Here is a 25,729-nt window from a genome sequence, read left to right as displayed (position 1 = left end):
GTCAGTGCCCGGCGACCGCGTCGCGCAGGCGGGAGAACAGACCGCCGCGGCGGGCGGTGTCCTCGCTGACGACCTCGGCCGAATCGCCGTCCAGGCGACGCAACTGCTCGACGAGGTCGCGGCGCTTGCGGTCGAGCTTCTCGGGCACCACGACCTCCATGTGCACGGTGAGGTCGCCTGCACCTCCACCTCGGACGCGCGGCATGCCGCGGTCGGTGAGGGTGACGGTGTGGCCGGGCTGGGTGCCGGCCGGGATCTCGATCTCGATCGGGTCACCGATGACGGTCTCGAGCTCCACGGTGCCGCCGAGCATCGCGTCGACCACCGGGACCCGCACGGTGCAGTGCAGGTCCTCGCCGTCGCGTACGAACACCGGGTGCGTGCGCTCGTTGACCTCGATGTACAGGTCCCCGGCGGGCCCGCCGCCGGGGCCCACCTCGCCCTGGCCGGACAGCCGGATCCGCATGCCGCCGCCGACACCGGCGGGGATCTTGGCGGACACGGTGCGACGCTTGCGGACGCGGCCCTGACCGGTGCAGTCACCACACGGATCGGTGATGATCTCGCCGGTCCCGGCGCACGTCGGGCAGGGGCGGCTGGTCATGATGTTGCCCAGCAGCGAGCGCTGCACGGACTGGATCTCGCCCTGGCCCTGGCACATGCCGCAGGTGGCGGGCGGCGCATCGGAGGCCGAGCCCTTGCCGTGACAGGTCTCGCACAGCACCGCCGTGTCGACCTTGATCTCCTTGGTAACGCCTGTCGCGCACTCGTCCAGGGTCAGGTTCACCCGGATGAGCGCGTCCGAACCGGGCTGGACCCGGCTGCGCGGGCCCCGGCCGCCGCCTCCGCCTCCGGCACCACCGAAGAAGGCCTCGAAAACGTCGCCGAGGCCGCCACCGAAGCCACCGCCGAATCCGCTGCCGTAACCGCCACCGCCGCCGCCGGAGTCGAGCGGATCCCCGCCCATGTCGACGATGCGTCGCTTCTCCGGGTCGGTGAGGACCTCGTAGATCGCGGTGATCTCGCTGAACCGCTCACGCGCCTCGTCCGACGGGTTGACGTCAGGGTGGAGCTCGCGGGCGAGCTTGCGGTAGGCGCGCTTGATCTCGGTCTCCGAGGCGCCCCTATCGACCCCGAGGGTCCCGTAGTAGTCGCGTGACACGTCTGACCTTTCGTTCAAGAAGACTGTTCGTGCTCGTGGTGCCGCCTGCTCGACGCCGCGGCTCCTGGAAGAGAGTACGGGGGTCAGCGCCCGCCGAGGATCTCGCCCACGTAGTGGGCAACAGCGGCGACCGAGGCGATTGTTCCCGGATAATCCATCCGGGTGGGTCCCAGCACCCCCATGCCGCCGAACGCGTGGCCCTCCGCGCCGTACTGCGAGGAGACCACCGACGCGCCGCGGATCTCGGCAGATTGGGTCTCGGCGCCGATCTGCACGGTGACGCCGCCCGGCCCGCCCGCGCCCACGGCCTGGGCGGCGGTGAGCAGACGCAGGATCACGACCTGCTCCTCCAGCGCCTCCAGCACCGATCGCAGGGAGCCGTCGAAGTCGGCGGCGCTCCGCGTGAGGTTGGCGGTGCCGCCCAGCACGATCCGGTCGTCCGGGTGCTCGACGAGCGTGTCCACGAGCACGGTGACGCAACGCTCCACCGCGTCGCGGTACGCCGGCCGGGCCTGCTCCCCCGTGGCCGTGAGTGCCGCGGAGGCGTCCGCGAGACGCTTGTCGGCCACGGCCTCGGAGAGCAGGGTCCGGATCTCGGCGAGGTGCTCCTCGGTATGCGGGGCCGCGAGCTCGACGGTTCGCTGGTCGACGCGGCCGGTGTCGGTGATGAGGACCAGCAGCAGCCGCGTGGGGGTCAGACTCACGACCTCGAGATGCCGCACGGTCGAGCGGTCGAGGACCGGGTACTGGACCACCGCGACCTGGCGGGTGAGCTGCGACAGCAGCCGAACCGCCCGCCGGAGCACGTCGTCCAGGTCGAGCGCGCCTTCGAGGAAGGCCCGGATGGCCTTGCGCTCGGCTCGCGAGAGCGGCGTGATCTCCTCGATCGAGTCGACGAAGTGGCGGTAGCCCTTCTCCGTGGGCACGCGCCCCGAGCTCGTGTGGGGCTGCACGATGAACCCCTCCGCCTCCAGCACCGCCATGTCGTTGCGGATGGTCGCGCTGGAAACTCCCAGTGCGTGCCGGTCGACGAGCGCCTTGGAGCCGACCGGTTCGTGGCAGGCGATGTAGTCCGAGACGATGGCCCGCAGAACGTCGGTCCTACGGTCTGATGCGCTCGACATGGACCGCCCTCCTTCCAGTTCTCCGGTGCTGTGTGTCTACGACCTCGCCCGCGGCACGGGCCCGATTCACCCGCTGCATGGGCCCGATTCTAGGCGAGCCCGGGCGTGTTCTCCTCAGAGGAGGATGTCGCGGACGACTCCGTCAGCCAACAGTCTGCCCGCCTCGGTGAGCGCGAAGCCGGGCCCGCCCGGGTGATCGGTCCCGCGCCGCCGCAGCAGGCCGGCCGCGACCTGCTCGCCCGCGCGTGCCCGCTCCTCGGCCGTGAACGCCTCGTCCCCGAGCCCCTCGGCCAGTCGGAGCGCGGTCATGATCAGTTCGATGTGACGGTCCTCGTCGGTGAGCCTCTCGCCGCCGTCGACGGGGAGATCGCCGGCATCGCAGGCGGCCGCGTACCGGGCGGGGTGCTTGAGGTTCCACCAGCGCGCGCCGGCCACGTGGGAGTGGGCTCCCGGCCCGACGCCCCACCAGTCGCCACCACGCCAGTAGCCCAGGTTGTGGCGGCAGTATCCGGATTCGCCCGTCGCGAAGTTGGAGACCTCGTACCAGCGGAAGCCGGCGCGCGACAGTCGCTCGCTCACCTGCTCGTACCGGTCGGCCAGGACGTCGTCGACCGTATTCGGCAGCTCGCCGCGACGGATTCGTCGTGCGAGGGCCGTACCGTCCTCGACGATGAGCGAGTAGGCGGAGACGTGGTCCACGCCGGCATCGACCACCGCATCGAGAGTGCGCGCCAGATCGTCCTCGCGTTCTCCGGGCGTCCCGTAGATGACGTCGAGGTTGACGTGCTCGAACCCCGCCCGGACGGCCTCGGCGACGGCCTCCAGTGGGCGCCCCGGGGTGTGCGCGCGGTCGAGGATCTGCAGCACGCGTGCAGAGGTCGATTGCATGCCCAGCGAGATGCGGGTGAATCCACCCTCGCGCAGTGTGGTGAAGAACTCTGGCGAGGTGGACTCGGGGTTGCTCTCCGTGGTGACCTCGGCGCCGGGGGCCAGGCCGAACGCGGAATCGATGCGGTCGAGCAGACCCACCAGGACGTCGGCCCCGACGAGGGAGGGGGTGCCACCGCCCACGAATACCGTGTCCACCTTCGGCGCGGTGCCCGAGCGGGCGAGCACGTCGGCTGCCCGTTCGATCTCGATGGCCGCGGCCCTCTCCCAGTCGACGGGCGAGGTGGCGGAGCCCAGTTCGCCCGCGGTGTAGGTGTTGAAATCGCAGTAGCCACACCGCGTCGAGCAGAACGGGACGTGAAGGTAGATCCCGAACGGCGAGGCGGGATCGCGTTCAGGTGGGGCGAGCGCGAGTCCCGCCGGGTCCACGCCGGCGGTCACGCCTGACCGGTGTCGGGGGTCGAGCCGGTCTCACCTCGAGCCTCGGGGCGGGCCGGCGTCGCGGAGGGCGCCACAGACGACGAGGCCGCGGCCGGTGCCGCGCCGGTCGGCTTGGAACCGGTCGGCTTCTGTGCGGGGGGAGTGGCGGGAGCAACCGACTTCGACGCGGACTCCGCGACCGCGGGTGCGGGCCGACCTGGTGTCTCGGCGGCGGGCTTGGTCCCGGCGGCGGGCTTCTGCGCGACAGGCGTGGCCGCGGGCGCGGGCTTCTGCGCCACCGGCTTGGACTCGGACACCTTCCTGGGCGTCCTCGTGGCGGCGGCCTTCTTCGCGGGGGTCTTCGAGGTGGCCGCCTTCTTCGCCGGGGCCTTCGTGGCGACGGCCTTCTTCGCGGGGGTCTTCGAGGTGGCGGCCTTCTTCGCCGGCGTCTTCGTGGCGACGGCCTTCTTCGCAGGGGTCGAGGCCGCCGGGGCCTCCGGTGAATCCGCCGTGGTATCCGCGGCCGGGGTCGTCTGCGCCGCTGCGGGCGAGGCCTTGCGGGGCGGGGCCTTCTTGGCGGGCGCCTTCTTGGCCGGTGCCTTCTTGGCCGGATTCTTCGGCGCGGGCTCCACCTTCGCCGAGTCCTTCGCCGACTGGCGAGCCGCCTTTCGCTGCGCACGACGGTCTGCCGCCAACTCTGTAACCGTCTTCTTCTCCAAGGCGGGTGCGCCGCTGCGCTCACGCTCGGCGGCGGCCTCGACGAACTCCGCCAACGCCTCCGTGACGGCGTCGGCGAGTGGCCACGGATCGGGTACGGAGCGCTTGCACGCGATGAATCCGAAGTGCAGCCTGCCGTCCATCGACATCACCGTGCAGTTCAGTCCCGCACCGTGGAAGACGGGACCCAGCGGCAGCATCTGCTCGATGCGGGCACCCAGGAAGTAGAGCGGGATGTTGGGCCCCGGCACGTTGGAGATGACCAGGTTGTGCACCACCGGGTGGCGCTCGGACAGCCGCAGCCGCGAGTACATCCGAACGGCCGACCCGAAGACCGAGGGGGCGGCGAACTGCGCCCAGTCGGTCAGCAGGTTGGCATCGAGTGCGTTGGTGTGGTCCTTGGCCACGACGTTGGCGTCGCGGATGGCCTCGAGGCGCTCGACCGGGTCGTCGATGTCGGTGGACAGCGACATGAACATCCCGGACACGCGGTTGGTGCCGGGGCGGGACTCCGCAGCGTGGACGGACATCGGGACCATCGCGATGAGCGGCTTCGCCGGCAGCGCGTTCTGCCCGTCGAGGTACTTGCGCAGGGCCGTGGACGTGATGGCGAGCACCACGTCGTTGACGGTGGTTCCGAACGCGTTCTTGACCCGCTTGATGTCGTCCAGGTCCACGCTCGTGAACGAAATGGTGCGGTGGCCGGTGATCGTCCGGTTGAACGGGGTCCGCGGGGCCGTGAACGGAGCCGGCATCGCCAACCCCTTGCGGGCGCGGCTGATCCAGGACGGCAGCACGCCGAGGGTCCCGGGCAGCAGGGAGGCGAGCCGCCACGGGGTGGCAAGACGCGAGAGTGCACCCCCCACCGCCAGCTCGAGCGCCCCCGAGCCCCCGGCGGTCTCCTTGACCAGGTCGGCGTCCAGCGCCGGATCGTCAGAGGTGAGCGTGCACAGCTGCGACATCATATTGGCGCCGGTGACGCCGTCGACCGTCGAATGGTGCATCTTGGCGAACACCGCGACCCGGCCGTCGGACAGACCTTCGATGACGTACATCTGCCACAGCGGCATCGAGCGATCGATCGGCTGACTGGCCAGGTGCGCGCACAGTTCGGCGAGCTCATGATCGTCCCCCGGCTCGGGCAATCCGATCCGCTGGAGATGATGATCGATGTCGAAGCTCTCGTCCTCGACCCACACCGGGTGGTCGACGTTGAGCATCGAATCGTGCAGCTTGCGCCGGAACGCCGGCATGCCGGTGACCCGGCGCGCGAGTTCGGTACGCAGCTTGTCGAAGGTGTAGCCGCCGGGAACCTCCGAGACGTCCAGAACGATCAACCCACACACGTGGAGAAGCTGAGACCGGGTCTCGAAATACAGGAAACTGGCGTCAAGTCCACTTAAACGCTGCATGACGGGAGTGTACTTCCGGAATCGACTCCACGGCGGTGGTCCGGCCGACCGCCGCGCGAGGTCAGAGAACCTCGATGAGGAACCAGGCGATGACGACGAAGACGATCAGCAGGATCAGAGCGAGGGTGACACGTGACCGGGGCATCAGCGGACCTCCTTCCCGGTCTCGGCGGGCCGGGACGCGACGAGCACCCGGAACCGGTGCACGAGAACGTCTGCGACCTTCTCGACCAGCACCGCGGTGGCCAGGAACAGCGGAATCCCCATCGCGAGCATGATCACCACCTGCAGCGGAAAGGGCAGGGTGACGAGCCAGAGCTCGACCCTGTCCCAGAACTGCAGAAACGCTGACACGTACCGATCCTACGATCGCCCTGCGGCGGCGGCCTCACGGCCACCGACCACGGAGGAGTCCAGTCCGCGACGACGCAGCAGCGCCGCCGGATCCGGGTCGCTCCCGCGTAGGCTCCGATAGGCGTCCAGGAAGTCGATGGCACCACCACGGGAGAGCACCTCGCGGCGCATCGCGTCACCGGAGGAACGCTGCAGTCCCCCGCTCTCGACAAACCACTCGGCGGCATCCGCGTCGAGGACCTCGGCCCAGAAGTAGGAGTAGTAGGCCGCCGAGTAACCGCCGGCGAACACATGCTGGAAATAGCGGGACCGGTAGCGCGGTTCGATCCCCGGCACGTCGAGGCCCGCATCAGCCAGGACCTTCGACTCGAACGCATCGACGTCGGTGACCTCGCGCGCCTGCTCGAGGGTCAACGAATGCCACGCCAGGTCGAGCAGCGCGGCCGCGAGGTACTCCACGGTCGCCTGCCCCTCACCGAAGCGCTCCGCCTCCCGCATCCGTTCGACCAGCTCCGCCGCGATGGGCTCGCCGGTCTCCCGGTGCCGGGCGTAATGGGCGAGCATCTCGGGACGACGAGCCCACATCTCGTTGACCTGGGAGGGGAACTCCACGAAGTCGCGGGGCACGGACGTGCCCGAGAACACGGGGTACTCCACGTCGGAGAGCAGCCCGTGCAGGGCGTGCCCGAACTCGTGGAACATCGTGGTGACCTCGTCCATCGTCAGCAGCGTCGGCTCCCCTTCCGCCGGACGGGACAGGTTCATGACGTTGACGATCACCGGGCGGGAGTCGAGGAGCCTCGACTGGTCCCGGAACGAGGTCATCCAGGCTCCGCCACGCTTGGTGGGTCGCGCGTAGTAGTCCAGTAGCAGCAGGCCGATGCCGGCGTCCCGCTCGGACCGCTCGTCGTCGAACACCTCGACCACCCGGACGTCGGGCAGGTAGCCGGCCAGGTCGGGCCGCTCGGCGAAACGCAGGCCGTACAGCTGCTCGGCGGAGTACATCACAGCGTCCCGCAGCACGGTCTCCAGCTCGAAGTAGGGGCGCACCGTCGCGTCGTCGACGCTGTAGCGCTCGGAACGAAGACGCTCCGGCTCCCAGGCCCAGTCCGCCGGGTCGAGAGAACGGTCCTCGCCGCCGAGCAGGTCCTTGGCCTCGTTGCGGGCGTTGGTCACCGCGGCGTCCACCACGTCCATCAGCAGCCCGCGGGCGGCCTCGGGTGTCTCGGCGGTCTCCACCGCGAGCACGTGGTCGGCGTGGCAGCGCAGGCCCAGCAGCTCGGCCCGCTCGGCACGCAGCCGGACGATCTCGAGGACGATCGGGGTGTTGTCGTGTCCCGCGGTCGAGCCCCGCTTCATCGATGCCTCCATGACGCGTCCGCGCAGTCCGGCGTCGTCGAGCCAGGCGCTGATCGGCTGCACCGTGGGCAGACCCAGCGGGATCAGCCAGCCCTCGAGACCGGCCTGCTCTGCGGAGGCGGCCAGCGACGCGCGCATGGATTCCGGAAGCCCCGCGAGCTCGGACTCGTCGGCGACCGGTACTGCCAGTTCCGTAGTGGAGGCCAGGAGGTTCTCGCCGAACTCCGTCGTCAGTTCGGCCAACCGGGTGTCGATCGCGGTCAGGCGGGCGCGGGCCCCGTCCTCGAGGGCCGCGCCGGCACGGAGCAGGTCCCGGTGGTGGCGCCGGATGAGGCGGGCGGTCTCGTCGTCGACATCCAGCTCTCCCGCCTCGAGCGCCGCGGCGACCGCGTCTACACGGGCGTAGAGGACCGGGTCCGTCATGACCGCCGAGTGATGCGCGGCCAGCAGCGGGGACACCACGCGGTCCACATCGAGCCGGGCGGGCGTCGCGTCGGGCCCGAGCAGCCCGTAGAACACCGACAGCACGCGGTGCAGCGCCTGCCCCGAGCGTTCCAGCGCGATCACCGTGTTCTCGACGGTCGACGCCTCCGGGCTCGAGGAGATGGCGGCGACCTCGGCCGCGTGGTCGTCGATCGCGGCCCGGATCGCCGGCTCCAGGTCCTCGTCCCGGACGGCGGCGAAGTCCGGCAGCCCGTACGGCAGTGACGACTCGTCGAGCAGCGGGTGGAGCGGAGCATCGGGGCTCGGGGTGGTCATGACCGCGAGTCTACGGACGGCGCGACACGGGCTCACACCCACGTGGACACGGTGTCCCAGGCGAGCCTGGCCCCGAGGATCACGATGACCAGCAGGAACACCCTCCGGATGAACTCATTGCCATGGCGCATGGCCATCCGCGCCCCGAGGAAGCCGCCGGCGAGATTCGCCACCGCCATGCAACCGCCGATCACCCACAGCAGCTCTCCGTGCAGCCCGAACACCAGGATGGACGCGATGTTGGTGGTGAGGTTGGCGAGCTTGGCCGCGACGGTCCCCTGCAGGAAGCCGAAACCCAGGAACGCCACGATCGCGATCACGAAGAACGAGCCCGTCCCCGGCCCCAACACGCCGTCGTAGAACCCGATCCCCAGCCCGATCACCGCGGACCGCCACGCCCTGGCCCAGCCGCTGAAGCGCTCGGCATGGGTGCGGCCCAGGTTCGGCTTGAGCCACGTGTAGGTGCCCACCACGATCACCGCGACCAGCACGATCGGCGTGAGCAGCTCCTTGGGGATGAAGCGTGCGACCGAGGATCCTGCGGCCGAGCCCGCGAACGCCGCGGCCACGAGTGGCGCCACCATGGCCACCGGAACCCGGATCTTGCGCAGGTAGGTCAGGGTGGCGACGAGCGTGCCCGCCACCGAGGACAGTTTGTTGGTCCCCAGCACCTCGGGCGTCGAGACGTCAGCGGGTAGCGCGATGACCAGCGCGGGCAGCTGGATCAGCCCACCCCCGCCGACCACCGAGTCGACCCACCCGGCGACGAAGGCCGCCAGCACGAGCGCGAGCAGCACCCAGACCGGGATGCCGAGCGCCGGAGAGGCGGCGAGCTGCGCGAAGGTCTGGGGCATGCCGACAACTGTGCTGTAATCGGTTTGTGTATATCAACCCTTACGGCGCCGATCCGGTCACCCTGGCCGCCGACCTGGCCAACCGCCGCCCCCGCAGCGCCCGCGAACTCGTGGACCGCTGCCGGGAAGCCGGCGTGACCATCGACCGTGAAGCCCGGGAGGAAGAACTCGCGGAGGTCGACGAGTTCCTGGACGGATGGCTCGTCGTCGTCGACACCACCGATCCCCGTGCCCGCGCCGAGGCGCTCAACACCCTCCTCGCCGAGCACGCCGGGCCGCCCCGCCTGACCGACCACGACGGTCACTGGCACGTCCACTACCGCGCCGACGACGTCAGCTTCGCCCGCCTGCTCACCGCCATGTTCTCCGTCGGCACGGCGCTGCACCTCACCGAGCGCGGCATCGACCGGCTGTCCCGGTGCGCTGCGGACGACTGCGAGGACGTCTTCGCCGACACCACCCGCAACGGACGCAAAACCTACTGCTCGCCGCGGTGCAACAACCGGTCGGCAGTACGACGCCACCGCGCCCGCGCCTAGGTGGACTGCCCGGGGAGGTCGGGCGACGACACCGAAGGGCGGCCGGTGTGACCGACCGCCCCGGGGCAGGAAAGTGCCCCTACTTCTTGTCCGAGCTCGTGTCCGAGGACAGGGCTGCCACGAAGGCCTCCTGCGGCACGTCCACCCGGCCGATGGACTTCATGCGCTTCTTGCCCTCCTTCTGCTTCTCGAGCAGCTTGCGCTTACGGCTGATGTCGCCGCCGTAGCACTTGGAGAGCACGTCCTTGCGGATCGCGCGGATGTTCTCGCGGGCGATGATCTTGGAGCCGATCGCGGCCTGCACCGGCACCTCGTACTGCTGGCGCGGGATGAGCTCCTTGAGCTTCACGGTCATCTTGTTTCCGTAGCCCTGCGCGTAGTCGCGGTGCACGATCGCGCTGAACGCGTCCACGGCCTCGCCCTGCAGCAGGATGTCGACCTTGACCAGATCCGCCAGCTGCTCGCCGGCCTCCTCGTAGTCCATCGACGCGTAGCCCTTGGTGCGGGACTTGAGCGAGTCGAAGAAGTCGAAGATGATCTCGCCCATCGGCAGGATGTATCGCAGCTCGACGCGCGTCTCGGACAGGTAGTCCATGCCCTTCATCTCGCCGCGCTTGGACTGGCACAGTTCCATGGTGGTGCCCACGAACTCGCTCGGCACGATGATCGTGCACTTGACGATCGGCTCATAGATCTCGCGGTGCTTACCCTCGGGCCAGTACGACGGGTTGGTCACCTGGTGCTCCGAGCCGTCCTCGGCGATCACCCGGTACACCACGTTCGGTGCGGTCGAGATGAGGTCGAGGTTGAACTCGCGCTCGAGCCGGTCGCGGGTGATCTCCATGTGCAGCAGGCCGAGGAAGCCACAGCGGAAGCCGAAGCCCAGGGCCACCGACGTCTCCGGCTCGTAGTCGAGAGACGCGTCGTTGAGCCGCAGCTTGTCCAGCGCGTCTCGCAGAACCGGGTAGTCGGAGCCGTCGATCGGGTACAGGCCCGAGAACACCATCGGGTTGGGCTCGGCGTAACCGGGCAGCGGCTCGGTCGCGCCGCCGCGGGCGCTGGTCACCGTGTCGCCGACCTTGGACTGGCGGACGTCCTTCACCCCGGTGATGAGGTATCCCACCTCGCCCGGCCCGAGTCCCTTGGTCGCCTTGGGCTCCGGCGAGATGACGCCGATCTCCAGCAGCTCGTGGTTGGTGCCCGTCGACATCATGGTCAGCTTCTCGCGCGGGGTGAGCGATCCGTCGACCACACGCACGTAGGTCACGACGCCGCGGTAGGTGTCGTAGACGGAGTCGAAGATCATCGCGCGGGCCGGGGCGTCAGGATCCCCCACCGGGGCCGGGATGGTCTCGCAGAGCTTGTCCAGGAGCGCCTCGACACCCTCGCCGGTCTTGCCCGACACGCGCAGGACATCGCCGGGCTCGCAACCGATGATGTGGGAGATCTCCTCGGCGAACCGCTCCGGGTCGGCGGCCGGCAGATCGATCTTGTTGAGCACGGGGATGATCTCGAGATCGTTCTCCATGGCCAGGTAGAGGTTGGCCAGGGTCTGCGCCTCGATCCCCTGCGCGGCGTCCACCAGCAGGATCGCGCCCTCACACGCCTCCAGCGCGCGGGAGACCTCGTAGGTGAAGTCCACGTGGCCGGGGGTGTCGATCATGTGCAGGACGATCTCCTCGCCCTCGTGCGCACCGGAGCGTGGCACCCACGGAAGGCGGACGTTCTGCGCCTTGATGGTGATGCCGCGTTCGCGCTCGATGTCCATCCGGTCGAGGTACTGGGCGCGCATGAGGCGCTCCTCGACCACACCGGTCAGCTGCAGCATGCGGTCGGCCAGGGTCGACTTGCCGTGGTCGATGTGCGCGATGATGCAGAAGTTCCTGATCCTGGCCGGATCGGTGAACGTCGTCTCTGCGAAGTTGGGAATCTCGATCACTCCTGGAGGCGGGCCCGGGTGCGGCTGGATTGCGGTACGTCCGGACGATCACCCCATTGTCACACGACCGCGCCCGGAACACTCATCACGTATCGGCCCGTGCGCACCGCATCGACGGCGCCGTCGCCCGGGAAGCGAGCGGTCGAGGCCGTCATGGCGCGGGCGTCGGCCGTTACCCTTGGCCGCATGGCTATCGACTGGGCCCGCGTGGGTCGCAAGGCAGTCCACATGGGACGCAAGTACGGGCCGACGGTCGCCCAAGCGGTACGGAAGCAGCTCGACGAGCGCGGAGGATCCCCCGCGTTGGGGTCGCGGAACGCCGAGGCGGGCCGGCCCGCGACCACCACCACCGCGCCCACCTCCAGCCGCGCCCGCACCCTGGCCTACGCCCCCGACCTGGACGGTCACGCCGACCCCGGCGAGATCGTGTGGACGTGGGTGGCGTTCGAGGAGAACGACGGTCGCGGCAAGGACCGTCCGGTCCTGGTGGTGGGTCGGGACGGGGATCGTCTGCTCGGCCTCCAGCTGTCGTCCCGGTCCAAGCGCGACGACGACAACGGCTGGCTCGGGCTCGGCAGCGGGCCCTGGGACTCGGAGGGACGCCCCAGCTGGGTGCGTCTCGACCGCGTGCTGGATGTGCCCGAACAGGGCATCCGGCGCGAGGGCGCGATCTGCCCCAGGGACGCGTTCGACCGCGTGGCGGACCGGCTCCGTCGCGACTACGGCTGGCGCTGACGCCGCGCCGGTCGCGTTTTGGCCGGTGACGCGCCCGCTGGTAAAGTGGGCCGTCGGTGTCCACCGGACGGCGTTCAGCGCGTCCACAAGGACAAAGACGACAAGACATCCGATCGGCGGGATCCCCTCGTGGAGCCGTCGACACACGACAAAAAGGTGTGACGAGTGGCCAACATCAAGTCCCAGATCAAGCGGAACCGCACCAACGAGCGCAGCCGTCTCCGCAACCAGTCGACCAAGTCGGCTCTGCGTACCGCCATCCGCAGCCTCCGCGCCGCCACCGAGGCCGGCGACAAGGAGAAGGCTGGCGCCCTGCTGGTCGCGACCTCGCGTCAGCTCGACAAGGCGGCCAGCAAGGGTGTCATCCACCAGAACCAGGCCGCCAACAAGAAGTCGGCGCTCGCCAAGGCTGTCGACCAGCTCTGAGGCACCCCGGCCCTCTCCGGATGAGAGGTCCCCAGCCCCGCGTCGGCCAACGCTGACGCGACGCGGCTCCGAGGGCCCACCAGCATCGTCACTGATGCGCGGTGGGCCCTCGTCGTGTGTCAGGACCCTGCTGCTACGAGGACGCTCCTACGCGCCCCCTGCGCCACTCGACTCTGTATAGCGTTCGACATTCGGATCGAACGCGATGACATGGGTGGGGTCCGGTTCGATGAGAAGGGCCTCGGGCGCGGTGGTCGCGTGTCTGCGTGATCGTGCGCGAGCCGGGCGCGGCTGGATGTCGGCCGCCGTCGGAGGGCTGACGATGACCACCACCTTCGTACCCGGCAACGGCACCCGGGTGGGCGACGTGGCCATCTGCGCCGCCACATCCCGCACACCGTCGCCGTCCCCGAATCGAACCGTCACGTCGAACTGGCACAGGCCGGCGACTCGCTGGTGGCAGTGTCCTACCCGGCCGAGCGTGCCGACGTGGTGCGCACCTGTGGCACGGATACTTGCGATGCGACGCTGTTCACGGACCGCCCCGGACACGGCGAACGGAACCACGAGCACAGAGAACACGATGAACGCGGCGACGACCAGTACGACGATCGACATGATCGTCATATCGACCTGCTGCGCATGTCGTTCACCCAGCGGGATCATCTCGACGTAATCGTTCAACAGCCGTCGGTGAACTTCCGCGGCGATACCCACCCCGAGGGCGATCGCCGCGCCCGCGGTGATCGTCGACGCGAATGCCTGCCCATAACGATCGAGCAGCCGTGTATACAGCCCGAACGTGCCCCCAAAGGCGGCGACGGACAGAAAGAAGATCGCGAGCACAGCCCAGAACCACCAGCTCCCGCTCATCGCCACCGTCAGTGGAGTGGTCACCCCGGGCAGAATGCGAGGAAGGACCAGATAACCGGCGCCGGCCCAGAGAAGTACGGTGAGAGCTGCGCGCACCCACGCGTCGGCCGGCATCCGGCCAGGTTCGGCCCCCGGCTTGTGGGTGGTGATGAGAGAACCGCGTGCCCGGGTCGAGAAGACCGGGCCATCGATCCACCAATTCTCCGGCCAGTACCCGGCAGCACTCCCCCGGGGTTCCGGTTTCGCGATGGGTACGTCCATTGCAGCCTCCCGGTTCAGGCACCCGCCGGGTACCGACGTGCGCACTCGCACCGGCGGTGTGCGGCTGCATCGGTCGGGCGACGGCGCGTGCCGGGCAGGAGACCATTATTCATCCCCCGCACGGCGAATGGGGGCGTTTATGACGTCGCCGGTCCGTGTGCCGGGCGCCGGAGTGAGCCGCCGGCCCGCGTGCTGGCAGCCGGCCGGACGACATACCCGGGCCGTCAGGCGGAGCCGGCCAGCGTGCCGACCTGACGCACCGCCCGTTCCAGGGCGTACGAGGTGTCCTCGGCCATGCCCTTGACCTCGCCGTTGAGCCGCGAGACCACCTGCAGTGCGGTGCCCAGGGTGTCGATGGACCAGAACCGGGTCTGCGCCTGGACCTTCTTGACCTTCCACGGGGGCAGGCCCTGCCGCGCGAGATCCCCTGGGGCGACCCCCCGCTGGGTGCCGACCAGAGCGATGGAGTTCACCGCATCGGCCAGCGCGTCGGCCAGCACGACGTGCGGGACCCCGGTGTGCATCGCCCACTCCAGTGCTTCGATGGCCCCCGCCACGTCGCCGACCACGGCCCGCTCGGCCACGGTGAAGCCGCTGACCCCTACTACGCCGGAGTGGTACCGGCGAACGGCCTCGACGTCCACCTTGCCGCCGGTGTCGGCCACCAACTGGTCACATGCGGAGGCGAGCGAGCGCAGGTCCGTGCCGACCGCCTCGACGAGCGCCTCACACGCCTCGGGGGCCACGCGCACATTCAGTCCGCGGAACTCCGACCGGACGAAACCCATCACCTCGGTGTGCCGGGTGATCTTGCCCGCCGCGTGTTCCTCGGCACCGGCCTTGCGCAGGTCCGCCGCCAGGGTCTTGGCCCTGCCCCCACCGGTGTGCTGCACGATCAGCACTGTCTCCGCCGGCAGGTCCCGGGCCGCGTCCAGCACCGCGGCGACGGCGTCCTTACCCAGCTCCGCGGCCCCGGTGATCACCACGATCCGGGCCTCACCGAACAGCGACGGGGAGAGCAGTTCGAACAACTGGGCCGCCGTGACCTCCGGGCCACCGAGCCGGGAGGCCACGGGCGGGTCCTCCCCCGCAGGTGTAGCTGCCCGGACCACCGAGACGACCCCCATCGTGGCGCGCTCGGTGAGGAACTCATCCTCGCCGAGCACGAGATGAAGTGGAGCCGGTGCGGGGCCTGCCGCCATGGGGAGAACTCCTCGTCGTCGTCGTGATCGTTGTCGTCGTCGCCGACATCACCAGTGCCGTCGTCGTCCCCGACATCACCAGTGCCGTGGTCGTCCCCGACATCGTGCCACGTCGCACCGACAGGCCCGCGGCCCCGTCGCACGCGAGCCGGCACCTCACGGCCGGCGCTCGGCGTCCTCCATCACCATCCGCTCGCGGGTGTCACCGTGGAGGGTGGTGCCCCCGGCGACCGGCTCGTGGAGGGCTCCGGAGGTGTCCGGAACCGCGGAGCCCTTCTCGATCTCTGACTCGGAGAGCGTGCCGGAGAACCTCTCGGTCAGTTCGCGGAACAGCCGGTGCGAGGCCTTCGCTGAGCGCGCTTTGGGGCCGACCGGCCGCTCCTGCTGCGGGTCGGTGCAGGCGTCGACGATCGCCTCCACCACGATGTCGGGGTCGTCCAACGCGGCCAACCGTGGCGCGTGTCCGGTGTAGTTGCCGACGTGCTCCCACCACGGCGTGTCGGCGGCCCACGGCAGGATCGTGCTGACCTTGATCGACTCACCCAGCCCGGCCAACCGCAACTCCTCGTTGAGCGAACGGCCCAGGCTGGAGATCCCCGCCTTCACGGCGGCGTAGCTGGCCTGATAGGCCAGCGGCACCTCCCCGGCGACCGACCCGACGTTGATGAGCACCCCCTCGCCACGCGCACAGAAGCGGCGCAGGGCCACGTGCGACCCGGACAGCATGCCCTTGAAGGTCACGTCGACGAGCCGGGTGTGGTCGGCGAGCGGAACCTCCCAGAACAGGCCCATGACGCCGACGCCGGCGTTGTTGATCCACACGTCGATGTGGCCGGTGAGTTCCTCGGCGCGCACGGCGAGCCGCTCGACGGCGTCCGCATCGCTGACGTCCGTGGGCACGGCCAGTGCGCTACCGCCGACCTCGGTGATCTGCGCGACCACCTCGTCGAGCAACGCGGAACGTCGGGCGGCGACGACGACGTGGGCGCCCCGCGCACCGAGCGCCAGTGACGCGCCGCGGCCGAATCCGCTCGATGCGCCCGTGATGACGATGGTCCGTCCCGCCAGGCTTCCCCGAGTGCCCACGACGCCCCCTCCCTGTCGGACCCCCGCGGGCCCGGATGTGCGCATCATGGTCCACCGCGGACGTCGACCGTGCATCCGGTACGCCCACACCCCGAGCGGCCGGGGTGTGCGCGGTGGGAGCCCCGGGGCTGTGCGCCTACGCTCGGCGGTCCGGGACCATCCCACTGCGGGTCGCCCGGCCGCGAACCGAGAGGACAGACACGTGACGACGACCCAGGGCGAGGCCACCGATCCCGGTGAGATGGCACGCCGCGTCTTCGGGTGGGACGGGTTGCGCCCGCCGCAGGCCGAGGCGATCGAGGCGGCGATCGCCGGCCGGGACGTGCTGGCGGTCTTGCCCACCGGGTACGGGAAATCGGCGATCTATCAACTCGCCGGGATGATGGCAGAGGGGCCCTGTGTGGTGGTCTCGCCTCTCATCGCGTTGCAGACCGACCAGTGCGAAGGCCTGAACTCGCTCGCGGACCGCGCGCCCACCCGGTCGATGGCGATCAACTCCTCGCTCGGGGCCCGCCAGCAGGCTGATGCGTGGGACGAGGTCGTGGCCGGTCGCGTCGACTTCCTCTTCCTCACCCCCGAACAGCTGGCCAAACGGGAGGTCCTCGACCGGGTCCGTGAGGCCGGGCCGAGTTTTCTCGCGGTCGACGAGGCCCACTGCGTCTCCGCCTGGGGACACGATTTCCGGCCTGACTACCTGCGGCTGGGCGCCGCGCGGCACCGTATGGGGTCGCCGACCGTCATCGCCCTCACGGCGACCGCGTCGACGCCGGTGCGCGAGGAGATCGTCGACAGGCTCGCCATACCCGACGCCCTGGTGCTGGCCGGCGGGTTCGACCGGTCCGAGCTCCACCTGGCGGTGCGGCGTCATGTCGAAGACGACGACAAACAGGACGCGGTCGTGGAGCGGGCAGTCGAGTTGGCCGGCCCCGGCCTGGTCTACGCCGCGACGCGCCGGTCCACCGAGGAGTACGCCGAGCGGATCGCCGCACTCTCGACCGAGGCGGGCCGGCCGCTGAGCGTCCGCGCCTACCACGCCGGGCAGAAGGCGGCGGTGCGCGAGGAGACGCTGGGCGACTTCGTGGACGGTGGGCTCGAGGTGGTGGTGGCGACCAGTGCGTTCGGCATGGGGATCGACAAGGAGGACGTGCGGTTCGTCCTGCACGCGGACATCCCCGACTCACTCGACACCTACTACCAGGAGGTGGGGCGGGCCGGCCGGGACCGGGATCCGGCCACGATCGAGCTGCACTACCGCAGCGAGGACCTGGGCCTGCGCAGCTTCTTCTCCTCGCACAACGCGGACGAGGAGGTCATCAGGTCGGTTTTGGCCCACCTGCGCCGCGCCGATGGCCCGGTGCGGCTGACCCATCTGAAGAAGGCCCTCGACGTCGGTGCGAAGCGTGTCACGGGCGCGGTCAACCTCCTGGAGGCGGCGGGCGTGCTGACCTCCGGTCGCCGGGGGGTGGCGTTCGCGGAGGACGTGAAGACCGGGGTCGCGGTGCGCCGGGCGGAGGAGACGTCGGACACGCTCGAGCGCATCGAGCGCTCACGGATCGAGATGATGCGCGGCTACGCCGAGACCGACGGGTGTCGACGCCAGTTCCTGCTCGGCTACTTCGGCGAGGAACTCGCCGAACCGTGCGGGAACTGCGACACCTGCGACGCCGGCACAGCCGTCGACATCACCCACGACGCGGACGACTTCCCCCTGCAGTCCGCGGTGGTCCACCGAGAGTGGGGTTCCGGAATCGTCATGAGCGTCGACGACGACCGGCTCACCGTGTTCTTCGCCGAGCAGGGCTACCGCACGCTGTCACTGGACCGGGTCCGCGAGCAGGATCTGCTCACCCGGGCGTGACCGTCGGCGAGCCCGGCAGCCCCGCCGCGACGCCGGCGACCGTGTCGAGCCACCACAGGGCCGGTGCGCACGCCGCCGCGAGCAGCACCGCACCGTCCTCCCACACCGGCCCCACCGCGGCCGCCAGGGTTCCCAACACCGTCACCATCGGCACCGCCGGCGCCACGGCGATGTTCGCCGGCAGCGCCCACGGGCCGGTCTCCAGACCGGACGCGGCGAGCACCGGCAAGGTCGCCACGTGCGCCACGACGCACACCGCCAGCACATCCGCGACCCGACCCGGCATCCACGTCCGGCGGATCCGCTCCGCCACCGGGCGCGCCGCGAGCACGAGCGCCGCGGTGGCCGCCACCGACAGCACGAACCCCGCGCCGGTGGCGGTCACGGGGTCGAGCATCGCCACCAGCAGCACGATCGCCGCCAACGCCGCGAGCGGCCGGCCGGAGCGGTGGGCGGCCAGGGCAGCCAGGCCGATCGCCCCGGTCCCGGCCGCGCGCAGCACCGCGGGCTCTGGCCCGACCACCGCCACGAATGCCGCCAGCGCCAACCCGGCGGCCACGATGCGACCACGCCGACCCACCCCGACTCCCGCGGCCACGAGCAGCACCGCCCCCACGACGTAGGTCGTGTTGGCCCCGGACACCGCCGCCAGGTGGGACAGCCCGGCCGCGCGGAAGTCGTCCCTCGTCTCGGTGGACACGCCGCCCTCGTCGCCCAGGACGAACGAGGGCAACAGGCCGACCGACTCGCCCTCCAGGGCTCGCGCAGACACCTGCCGCATCCGTTGGCGCACCGCCGCCGGGATCCGCCCCGCCGCGCCCGGCTGCCCGATCACCGTCGGCGGGGTCAGGGCCCGCAGCGCCGGTGGATCGCCCGACGACAGTGGCTCGAGCACCGCCACCGAGACCCGCACCCGGGTGCCGGGCGGCAGCCCGCGCCAGCCCTCACGGGCGAGCAGCACCACGTCGAGATCGGCCTGCCTCGCCGACCGGCCCGACCCCGTCACCTCGACCCGCACCGGCACCATCACGCCCCCGGAACGCACCGGCCGGTCGAACCCGGTCACCTCGGCCTTGATCCCGGTCCGTTCCCCCACCGCCGCCGGCAACGGATGGGCCGCCAACGCGTGTGCCCGGGCCGCCTGCACCCCGGCCGCGACCGCCCCCACAGCGCAGACGACCGTCAGTACCCCCAGCGCAGGATGGTCCGGGCCGCGCTCGACTCCTCCGGCCACCGACCACACCAACGCCACCACCGCGCCGACCAGCAGCACCACCGCCACCGCGAGCGCCATCGACGGCCGGACGCCGACCGTCACGGCGGTGACGACGAAGACCGCCAGCGTCGGCGATGCGAGCCGCAGGTCTCGGATCGCCGGGACCCGCGGCCCCGCTTCGCCTTCCCCGCCCGGCCGGGCCGCGCCGCCGGGTGCGGGAGGATCCGTCGCCCCCACGTCGCGGTCAGACCGTCACGAGCGGTCGAAGCTTGGCCAACGTGGCCGGGCCTATGCCGTCCACCTCCGCCAACTGGTCGACGCTCGCGAACGACCCATTCGCGGTGCGCCAGGACAGGATCGCGGACGCCGTCACCGGCCCGACTCCCGGAAGCTCGTCGAGTGCGGCGGCGTCGGCGGTGTTGAGGTTGACCGGCCCCGGGGCGCCCGATGCCTGACCGCCCGCCTCCCCGGCCGGCGGCGCCCCTCCCGCCTGCGGGGTCTCGGAGCCCGGGCCCACGATGTCGCTTCGCGGGCCCCGCGGCCCGTCCGGCCCGGGTGCCACGCCGACGAGGATCTGCTCGCCGTCGACGACCTTCCGCGCCAGGTTGAGACCGTCTCTGTCACCGCCGTCCAGCACTCCGCCGGCGTGGTCCAGCGCGTCGGCGACGCGCGACCCCGCCGGGAGGGTGACCAGTCCACTGCGTCCGACCATCCCGACCACCGCGACGACGACAACGCCGTCTCCTGCCTCCGGTGCGGCGGGCACCGTGGACGACGTTCCGCTCCCCGGCGCGGAGGATGCTCCCGGCTCGGTCGGCGATGCCGTGTCGTCGGCACCGACCGTGACGCCCGGTGTCGCCAGTGGGAGCTGCGGCACCGGAGCGGCCTCGGGCACGGTGGACAGCAGACGGTGGACCGAGAACGCCCCGAGCCCCACCACGAGCACCACCAGTGCGATTCCGGCCAGGCGGTCGGGCGCCCAGCGGATGCGGCGCCACCACGGCGGGTCCGCCCACGAGGACAGGTCCGGTTCGGCGGGCGGGACTCGCTCGGGGCGATCACCGTCGGGCCCGGGCGTCGCCCACGGTGCGAGAGGGGTCGCGGCCGACAGATCGGGCGGCGGGGCGACAGCGGGGAACTGCTCGGTCGGCGCAGGGCTCGCGACGTGATCCGGCATCGGCCTCGCGTCCGACGCGGCAACCGTATCCGCGGCCGGCTGCAGGGCGCCGGCCAGGCGCTGCAGGGCCGCCGCTCTCGTCGGGTCCCGTCCCGCGTCGGCGGGGGCGACGGAATCGACCGGGGTGGCGGGCCGTGCCCGGGTGTCGGATCGCATGGCGCCGACGCTAGACCGGGGTGGGCCGCGCTTCCGGCCGTGGCGGGGCGATCAGTCGGTGGCCTGTGGAGAGGGCGAGGGGATGGGGAATTCCGGGTCCTCGAGGTCCGTGACGGACACTCCCACTGTTCCGGGCCCGAGATGCCAGGCCAGCACCTCGTCAAACTCGACGATCAACACGCGCTCCGGGAACTGGGTCTCCTTGCGGATCTCCGTGGCCATCTCCTCGGCCCGATCCCCGGCCTGGTGGTGATGGACCACCACCAGGACGTCACCGCGGTCGACCTCGTCACGCAGAAGCGTCCGAAGCCGCTGATGCGCCTTGGAGGTGGTCCGGGCCTTGGCCGCGAGGTCGACCGAGCCCTTGCGCAGCACGATCACCGGGCGCATCGCCAGTGCACTACCAAAGATCGCGGCGACCGCGCTGATCCGGCCGCCCCGGCGCAGATGTTCGAGTGACTCCAACGCTGCGAAGGTCGACGCGCCCCGGCTGAGGCGCTCGGCGAGCTCGTATACGCCGGACAGTCCGAGCCCGTTCCGGGCAGCCCACGCGCACTGGGCCACAGCCGCACCGAACGCCATGCCGGCGCACCGGGAGTCCGACACCAGGACGCGGCCGCCGAACCTGGTGGCCGCGTCGACCGCGGACTCCCACGTGCGCGACAGCTCCCGGGACAGGTGCACCGAGACCACCCCTGTGCACTCCGGGTCGGCCAGCAGCCGCTCGTAGATGGTGGCCAGCTCGTCGGGGCTCACCGCCGCCGTGGACACGGCGCGCTCCTCCTCCTCGACGACGTGCAGGGGTACGACGGTGATGTCGAACGCGCGCACCCAGCTCTCGGGCAGGTCGGAGGCGGAGTCGGTGACGAGACGGATGGTCACGGGGCACCCACCGGTGGGGTGACGCCCGCATTCCACTGGTCCAGTCGCCACAGCAGGCCGCGGGCCGTGTCGGTTCCGGGGGGAACGTCGAGGTCGGCGGACGGTCCGTCGGATTCCTCGGGTCGACGGTGCGCGGAGAGTTGCACCCAGCAGGTGTTGCCCAGTCCGTTGAACATCGGGTACTGCTCCACCGGAAGCTCCAGCAGCGCGGCGGTCATCGCCGCGATGGCACCGCCGTGGGCGACGATCACCGCGGGGCGCTCGCTCCACTCCGGCTGCTGTTGGACCATCTCGTCGACGACCGCGCGGGTCCGACGCGCGACGTCGATCCGGCTCTCTCCCTCAGGTGGCGACCACCGCGGGCTGCTGCGCCACCGCAGTCGCGCATCAGGCCACTGCTCGTCGACCTCGGAATGACTCATTCCCTGCCACGTCCCCAGGTTCGTCTCGCGCAGCCGCGGGTCGGTGTGCACGTCCAGCCCCACCTCGGTGGCCAGCGCCGCCGCGGTGTCGCGGGCGCGTCGCAGGTCCGAGGAGAGGATGGTCCACGGGCGGCGCGGGGCGAGAACCCGGCCGACCGCGTGCGCCTGCCGGACACCCAGTTCGCTGAGTTCGGTGTCCAGCTGGCCCTGCATGCGGAACGACGCGTTGTAATGCGTCTGTCCGTGCCGCAGGAGAATGAGACGACGAGTCACCGCGGGTCAGAGCTCCTGATCTCGCCGCGGCTCCTCCGGTGCCAGCGCGTCCTCGGCGGCACCGGACGAGCCGGCGCCGGCCGGGCGGGTGCTGGTCTGCACGCCCTCGATCTCCACGACGGGGCAGTCCTTCCACAGGCGGTCCAGCGAGTAGTAGTCGCGCTCGTCGACGTGCTGGACGTGCACCACCAGCTCGTTGTAGTCCAGCAGTGCCCACCGCCCCTCGCGGGTGCCCTCACGACGCAGCGGCTTGTGGCCGGCCTCGCGGAGCTTGTCCTCGATCTCCTCGACGACCGCGTTGACCTGACGTTCGGTCTCCGCGGACGCCAGGACGAAGGCGTCGGTGATGACGAGTTGGCCGGAGACGTCGAGGACGACGATGTCGGTCGCCAGCTTGTCGTCTGCGGCACGGGCCGCGATGGCGGCCATGTCCAAGGCCTCGGGGCTTGCGGTCACTGGGGGATCTCCTCATGGTGGGGGTCGATGGGGACGGGCTCCCGGTGTACCGGGGCCGTCACTGCGGGGGTGCCGTCGAGGCGGGTCGAGCCCTCCGGCCGATACAGGTTGCGTTTGGCGATGTACTGCACGACCCCGTCCGGAACGAGGTACCAGACGGGCGCACCGGCGGCCGCGCGGCGGCGGCATTCGGTCGAGGAGATCGCCAGTGCCGGGATCTCCAGCAGGTGGACCCGGCCGTCGTCGATCTGGGCGAGATGCGTGTCGGACAGTTCGAATCCGGGGCGGGACACGCCGACGAAGCTCGCCAGTCCGAACATCTCCTCCCATCCGTGCCACGTGAGGATCTTCTCCAGCGCGTCGGCGCCGGTGATGAAGTACAGGTCGATGTCCGGCTGCTGGCGCAGCAGGTCCTTGAGCGTGTCGAGTGTGTAGGTGGGCCCGTCACGCTCGATATCGACGCGACTGACCGAGAAACGCGGATTGGAGGCGGTGGCGATGACCGTCATCAGATAGCGGTCCTCTGCCGGCGAGACCCGCCGGGTGTCCTTCTGCCACGGCTCGCCGGTGGGCACGAACACCACGTCGTCGAGATCGAAACGGTGGGCCACCTCGCTGGCCGCCACGAGGTGCCCGTGGTGGATCGGATCGAACGTCCCGCCCATCACTCCGATGCGGCGACGTGCGCCTGAGGCGGCCCCGGTCGTGGTCATGGTGGTCGAGTCTATCGGGCGGGTCTCACACCCGGTCGCCACCCGCACCGCCTTCACCCGTCACACCGGCAACAGGCCCGCGACGACCGCCGTGAGCTGTTCCACGTTGCGGCACTCGTGCATCGGTACGTACTGGGAGTAGAGCCTGGCCGCCGAGTCGCCCGTCCCCCATTGGCGCTTCGGTTCCGGGTTGAGCCAGTGAGTGTGCCCGACGCGCTCGCTGACGAACTCGAGCGATGTCACGGACGGGTCCCGGTAGTTGTTCCGCCCGTCCCCCAGGATCAGCAGCGAGCCGGTTCTGGTGAGGGTGTGGGCGTAGCGGTCGGCGAAGCCGGACAGCGCATGCCCGTAGTCGGAGTGTCCGTCGTAGGTGACGATCTCGGCCTCGCGGACCATGCGGGCCATCGCCGACCCCAGGTCGGATCCGGTCTCGAAGAACGACGTGACCTCGTCGGTGGTATCGACGAAGGCGAACACCCGCACGCGCGAGAACTGCTCCCGCAGCGAGTGCACCAGCTGCAGGGTGAAGTGGCTGAAGCCGGCCACCGAGCCGGAGACATCACACAGCACCACGAGCTCGGGGCGGGCCGGCCGGGGTTTGCGCAGCACCAGTTCGACGGGAACGCCCCCGGTGGACATCGATCTGCGCATGGTCTTGCGCATGTCGATCGCCCCGTGCCGGTGGCGGCGGCGCCGGGCGGCGAGCCGGCTACCGAGCTGCCGCGCCAGCGGTCCGACCTTGCGTCGCAGCACCTGGAGGTCCTGATCGTTCGCCCGAAGGAAATCGACCTGCTCGGCGGCCTGCCCGACCGCGTACTGGGCAACCCGGTCGCGACCCACCGTCTCCGCTGTACGGCGGCGGGTCTCGTCGGCGACCTCGCGGAGGAAGCCGCGCACCATGTCCGCAGCGGAGTTGGCGGCGGCGGACTTCTCGGCGTGTCGCTTGGCCCCGTCCGGGTCGAAGGGGTCCGCGCCGAGAAGTCCGTCGAGGACCTTCTGCATGATCGCGCTGGTGTCGAGCGGGCTGAGCGCCTGGTACGCGGAGAAGCGTTGGCCGCCCGCCGAATCGTAGGAACCGAGCTGCTCCACGAGGAGCTCGGCCAGTGCCCGGGCCTTCGCTCGGGACTCGTCGGTGTCCTCGAGCAGCAGTGAGGCGATGAGCTCGTTGAGCGCCTCTGGGTCGACCCGGCCGTCCTCATCGGTCGGGATCTCCACCTCCAGCGTCACCGCGTCCCCCGGGGACCTGCCACCGATCGCGGCGGGGAACCACAGGTCGAAGAGCTGGTCGAACACGCCGCGGTGGGTCGGCTTGTGCAGGATCGTCGACGCGAGCGCCTCACGCAGGGCGGCACGGTCGAGCAGGTCGATGTGCACCATCGCCGACGCCGCGTCCACTGCCTCACTCGGGCCGACGGGGATCCCCTTGCGTCGCAGCGCGTCGACGAAGTCGACGAGGTGCCCGGACATCCCACCCGGTGACTTCTGGATGCTCGACGCCTCGCTCATGGTGCCCACCTCCCGATCGGCGTGTCGTGCCCGGACTAGTTGAGCCGCAGCTCGGCGGCCGCCCGCAGCTGGTCGGACTGATGCTTGAGGACCACGCCGAGGGTCTGCAGGACCACCTCGTCGTCGATGGTGTCCAGACCCAACGCCACGAGGGTGCGTCCCCAGTCGATGGTCTCGGACACGCTCGGCACCTTCTTGAGCGCCATGGCTCGCAGCACGCCCACCACACGGACGAGCTGTTCGGCCAGCCGGTCGTCCAACTCGGGGACGCGGGAGGCGAGGATCTTGCGCTCGAGCTCGGGCGTCGGGAAGTCGAGATGCAGGTAGAGGCAGCGCCGCTTGAGCGCCTCGGACAGCTCGCGGGCCGCGTTCGAGGTCAGCACGGCGAACGGGCGCCGGGTCGCCTCGATGGTCCCCAGTTCGGGGATCGTCACGGCGAAGTCGCTGAGCACCTCGAGAAGCAGGCCCTCGATCTCGATGTCGGCCTTGTCCACCTCGTCGACGAGCAGCACGGTGGGCTCGCTGCGCCGGATGGCGGTGAGCAGCGGTCGCGAGAGCAGGAACTCCTCGGAGAACACGTCGTCGCGGGTGGAGTCCCAACCCTCGCCCTGCCCTGCCTGGATCCGCAGGATCTGCTTGGCGTGGTTCCACTCGTACAGCGCGCGGGCCTCGTCGACACCCTCGTAGCACTGCAGGCGGATGAGTTCGGCCTCGGTGGCCGCGGCGACGGCCTTGGCCAGCTCGGTCTTGCCGACGCCCGCCGGCCCCTCGATCAGCAGCGGCTTGCCCAGCCGGTCGGCCAGGTAGACGACCGTCGCGGTGGAACGGTCGGCGAGGTAGCCCTGCTGTCCCAGCGCCTCGATCACGTGGTCGATGCTCTGGAACGCCGGTCGCTGGGCGGTACGGGCGCGGTCCATATGGTGGATCCTTCCGGTCGGGGGTCGTCGATGGCGGGCCGGC

The 25,729-nt window shown here is 70.6% G+C and carries 22 protein-coding genes and 1 pseudogene; 4 read left to right on the top strand and 19 right to left on the bottom strand.

The window, feature by feature from the left end:
- Position 1: 1 nt before the first annotated feature.
- The 7 genes and pseudogenes from dnaJ to ACWGLC_RS08045 form a co-directional block, all read right to left on the bottom strand.
- Entirely contained in the window at positions 2–1,162 is a 1,161-nt protein-coding gene (gene dnaJ / locus ACWGLC_RS08075) for a molecular chaperone DnaJ (protein ID WP_452099400.1), read from the bottom strand.
- Between the two features lie 83 nt (positions 1,163–1,245).
- Entirely contained in the window at positions 1,246–2,286 is a 1,041-nt protein-coding gene (gene hrcA, locus ACWGLC_RS08070) for a heat-inducible transcriptional repressor HrcA (protein WP_230929559.1), read from the bottom strand.
- 114 nt (positions 2,287–2,400) lie between these two features.
- Positions 2,401–3,603: a radical SAM family heme chaperone HemW gene (gene hemW / locus ACWGLC_RS08065; protein ID WP_452099508.1), complete on the bottom strand. Its 1,203-nt coding sequence runs from the start codon at positions 3,601–3,603 to the stop codon at positions 2,401–2,403.
- A 731-nt stretch (positions 3,604–4,334) separates the two neighbouring features.
- Positions 4,335–5,723 (bottom strand): annotated as a pseudogene (locus tag ACWGLC_RS08060) (WS/DGAT/MGAT family O-acyltransferase); the annotation flags it as partial.
- A gap of 144 nt (positions 5,724–5,867) precedes the next feature.
- Positions 5,868–6,077 (bottom strand): hypothetical protein, encoded by a 210-nt coding sequence (locus tag ACWGLC_RS08055; protein ID WP_344989714.1) that lies wholly within the window; start codon positions 6,075–6,077, stop codon positions 5,868–5,870.
- A gap of 9 nt (positions 6,078–6,086) precedes the next feature.
- Positions 6,087–8,195 (bottom strand): M3 family metallopeptidase, encoded by a 2,109-nt coding sequence (locus ACWGLC_RS08050; protein ID WP_452099399.1) that lies wholly within the window; start codon positions 8,193–8,195, stop codon positions 6,087–6,089.
- A gap of 32 nt (positions 8,196–8,227) precedes the next feature.
- Complete coding sequence (locus ACWGLC_RS08045; protein WP_452099398.1) at positions 8,228–9,049, bottom strand: TSUP family transporter; 822 nt, start codon at positions 9,047–9,049, stop codon at positions 8,228–8,230.
- Between the two features lie 26 nt (positions 9,050–9,075).
- Here ACWGLC_RS08045 and ACWGLC_RS08040 point away from each other — a divergent pair, with 26 nt between their 5' ends.
- On the top strand, positions 9,076–9,588 hold the full coding sequence (locus tag ACWGLC_RS08040) for a CGNR zinc finger domain-containing protein (RefSeq protein ID WP_452099397.1): 513 nt from the start codon (positions 9,076–9,078) through the stop codon (positions 9,586–9,588).
- A gap of 79 nt (positions 9,589–9,667) precedes the next feature.
- Here ACWGLC_RS08040 and lepA read toward each other — a convergent pair whose 3' ends face one another.
- Positions 9,668–11,527, bottom strand: coding sequence for a translation elongation factor 4 (gene lepA / locus ACWGLC_RS08035; protein WP_452099396.1), 1,860 nt, complete (start codon positions 11,525–11,527; stop codon positions 9,668–9,670).
- A gap of 186 nt (positions 11,528–11,713) precedes the next feature.
- Here lepA and ACWGLC_RS08030 point away from each other — a divergent pair, with 186 nt between their 5' ends.
- Positions 11,714–12,262: a type II toxin-antitoxin system PemK/MazF family toxin gene (locus tag ACWGLC_RS08030; protein WP_452099395.1), complete on the top strand. Its 549-nt coding sequence runs from the start codon at positions 11,714–11,716 to the stop codon at positions 12,260–12,262.
- A gap of 165 nt (positions 12,263–12,427) precedes the next feature.
- Entirely contained in the window at positions 12,428–12,688 is a 261-nt protein-coding gene (gene rpsT / locus ACWGLC_RS08025; protein ID WP_230929566.1) for a 30S ribosomal protein S20, read from the top strand.
- Between the two features lie 147 nt (positions 12,689–12,835).
- Here the strand turns inward: rpsT and ACWGLC_RS08020 are convergent, their stop codons facing one another.
- From ACWGLC_RS08020 to ACWGLC_RS08010, 3 genes are all read right to left on the bottom strand, one after another.
- Complete coding sequence (locus tag ACWGLC_RS08020) at positions 12,836–13,585, bottom strand: hypothetical protein (RefSeq protein WP_452099394.1); 750 nt, start codon at positions 13,583–13,585, stop codon at positions 12,836–12,838.
- A gap of 461 nt (positions 13,586–14,046) precedes the next feature.
- The gene (gene holA / locus ACWGLC_RS08015) at positions 14,047–15,024 is read right to left on the bottom strand and encodes a DNA polymerase III subunit delta (protein ID WP_452099393.1); all 978 of its coding nucleotides are present in this window, start codon (positions 15,022–15,024) and stop codon (positions 14,047–14,049) included.
- A gap of 156 nt (positions 15,025–15,180) precedes the next feature.
- Positions 15,181–16,110, bottom strand: a complete 930-nt coding sequence (locus ACWGLC_RS08010; protein WP_452099392.1) for an SDR family NAD(P)-dependent oxidoreductase — start codon at positions 16,108–16,110, stop codon at positions 15,181–15,183.
- 202 nt (positions 16,111–16,312) lie between these two features.
- Between ACWGLC_RS08010 and ACWGLC_RS08005 the strand changes: the two genes are divergently transcribed.
- A complete protein-coding gene (locus tag ACWGLC_RS08005) occupies positions 16,313–17,968 on the top strand; it encodes a RecQ family ATP-dependent DNA helicase (protein ID WP_452099391.1) in 1,656 nt (551 codons plus the stop codon).
- On the opposite strand, the gene ACWGLC_RS08000 is transcribed toward ACWGLC_RS08005, so the two are convergent.
- Genes ACWGLC_RS08000 through ACWGLC_RS07965 form a run of 8 tightly spaced genes read right to left on the bottom strand, consistent with a single transcriptional unit; the run spans position 17,955 to position 25,686 of the window.
- Complete coding sequence (locus ACWGLC_RS08000) at positions 17,955–19,421, bottom strand: ComEC/Rec2 family competence protein (RefSeq protein WP_452099390.1); 1,467 nt, start codon at positions 19,419–19,421, stop codon at positions 17,955–17,957. The genes ACWGLC_RS08005 and ACWGLC_RS08000 overlap by 14 nt on opposite strands.
- Before the next feature lie 7 nt (positions 19,422–19,428).
- On the bottom strand, positions 19,429–20,517 hold the full coding sequence (locus ACWGLC_RS07995) for a helix-hairpin-helix domain-containing protein (RefSeq protein ID WP_452099389.1): 1,089 nt from the start codon (positions 20,515–20,517) through the stop codon (positions 19,429–19,431).
- A gap of 51 nt (positions 20,518–20,568) precedes the next feature.
- Entirely contained in the window at positions 20,569–21,399 is an 831-nt protein-coding gene (locus ACWGLC_RS07990; RefSeq protein ID WP_452099388.1) for a DegV family protein, read from the bottom strand.
- The gene (locus tag ACWGLC_RS07985; protein ID WP_452099387.1) at positions 21,396–22,094 is read right to left on the bottom strand and encodes a histidine phosphatase family protein; all 699 of its coding nucleotides are present in this window, start codon (positions 22,092–22,094) and stop codon (positions 21,396–21,398) included. Before ACWGLC_RS07985 ends, ACWGLC_RS07990 begins: the two co-directional genes overlap by 4 nt.
- A gap of 6 nt (positions 22,095–22,100) precedes the next feature.
- Entirely contained in the window at positions 22,101–22,550 is a 450-nt protein-coding gene (gene rsfS / locus ACWGLC_RS07980) for a ribosome silencing factor (protein WP_230929575.1), read from the bottom strand.
- Positions 22,547–23,263, bottom strand: a complete 717-nt coding sequence (nadD, locus tag ACWGLC_RS07975) for a nicotinate-nucleotide adenylyltransferase (protein WP_230929576.1) — start codon at positions 23,261–23,263, stop codon at positions 22,547–22,549. The genes rsfS and nadD overlap by 4 nt, the downstream gene beginning before the upstream one ends.
- A 60-nt stretch (positions 23,264–23,323) precedes the next feature.
- Positions 23,324–24,769 (bottom strand): vWA domain-containing protein, encoded by a 1,446-nt coding sequence (locus ACWGLC_RS07970; RefSeq protein WP_452099386.1) that lies wholly within the window; start codon positions 24,767–24,769, stop codon positions 23,324–23,326.
- Positions 24,770–24,804: 35 nt separating this feature from the next.
- The gene (locus ACWGLC_RS07965; protein ID WP_230929578.1) at positions 24,805–25,686 is read right to left on the bottom strand and encodes an AAA family ATPase; all 882 of its coding nucleotides are present in this window, start codon (positions 25,684–25,686) and stop codon (positions 24,805–24,807) included.
- Positions 25,687–25,729 lie beyond the last annotated feature (43 nt).

Source organism: Dietzia sp. NPDC055877, assembly GCF_053615975.1.
Note: the sequence above shows the minus strand (reverse complement) of the source record. Positions and strands in the feature narration are given on the sequence as shown.